This is a genomic window from Marinobacter sp. SS13-12 (assembly GCF_030227115.1).
GTDB lineage: Bacteria > Pseudomonadota > Gammaproteobacteria > Pseudomonadales > Oleiphilaceae > Marinobacter.
The window spans coordinates 1-1,235 of the sequence record NZ_JASSUA010000010.1; the positions used below are offsets into that span (position 1 = coordinate 1).

At 56.8% G+C, this 1,235-nt stretch carries 1 protein-coding gene; it reads left to right on the top strand.

Features of this window, described 5'->3' with window-relative positions; genetic code table 11:
- Nucleotides 1–77: 77 nt before the first annotated feature.
- Nucleotides 78–1,219, top strand: a protein-coding gene (locus tag QPL94_RS21335; protein WP_285359887.1) for an IS3 family transposase whose coding sequence is annotated in 2 segments (ribosomal slippage) — nucleotides 78–330 and nucleotides 330–1,219 — 1,143 coding nt in all. Because the reading frame shifts where the segments join, the coding sequence is not laid out codon by codon here.
- Nucleotides 1,220–1,235: the final 16 nt, after the last annotated feature.

Sequence of the window (1,235 nt, forward strand, 5' to 3'; positions counted from 1 at the left end):
TGACCCTACACCGGAATTTAGGTCCATTTAAAACTGGAAAATCCGGCATGATAGAGCCCTGAGCAGGAGATCATGCCATGAAGCGATCCCGTTACACCGAAGAGCAGATAGCCTTCGCCCTGAAGCAGGCCGAGCTGGGTACTCCGGTTCCCGAAGTCTGTCGCAAGATGGGCGTCTCGGATGCCACTTTCTACAACTGGCGCAAGAAGTACGGCGGCCTTGGCCCGTCCGAGCTAAAGCGGCTCAAGCAGCTGGAGGAGGAAAATCAGCGACTGAAGAAGCTGGTGGCCGACTTGAGCCTGGACAAGGCCATGCTTCAGGACGTGGTGGCAAAAAAGCTCTGAGACCGCCTCGTAAACGCCAACTGGTGGCTGACCTGCAAAAGCGATATGGGGTCAGCGAACGCCAGGCGTGTGCGGTCTTGCAGTTTTCCCGGGCGTCTTGTCGATATCAATCGGTGGCGAGGGATTCATCGGCATTGTCGATGAGGATCCGCGAGATCACTCATACGCGCCTCCACTATGGCTATCGGCGCGTGCATGTCCAGCTCCAACGAGAGGGCTGGCGTGATAACCATAAGCGGGTTTACCGGCTTTATCGGGACCAGGGATTGTCACTTCGCCTCAAGCGTCCCAGGCGCAACAAGGCAGCCAAGAACCGTCAGCCACTTCAACAAGCCAACCATCCCAATCACATCTGGGGCATGGATTTTGTCTCGGATGCGCTGTTTGACGGTCGGCGACTGCGCCTGCTGACGATCCTTGATCTGTTCACCAGGGAGTGCCTCGGCATTGTGGTTGGTCAGAGCCTGAAGGGCCACGATGTTCAGGAAGCACTGACGGCGATTGCGCGCTTCCGGGGTAACCCGGAGGTTCTCAAGACCGACAACGGTTCTGAGTTTGCGGGCAAGGTCATGGACCGCTGGGCCTATGAGCGAAACATCGAAATCGACTTCTCGCGACCTGGCAAGCCTACCGACAACGCAACGGTAGAATCCTTCAATGGACGACTCCGGCAGGAGTGTCTGAACGAAAACTGGTTCTTGTCACTGGCCGACGCCCGGGAGAAAATCGAAGCGTGGAGGACGTTCTATAACCAAGTCAGACCCCATTCCGCATTGGAGTGGTCCACGCCCTCGGACTACGCCAGGAAACATGCGGTTTCTCGGCGAAAACAGCACCAACTGGAGCCGGATTTTTCCAACTCTGGGTGGACCTAATACGGGGTCAGGGTCA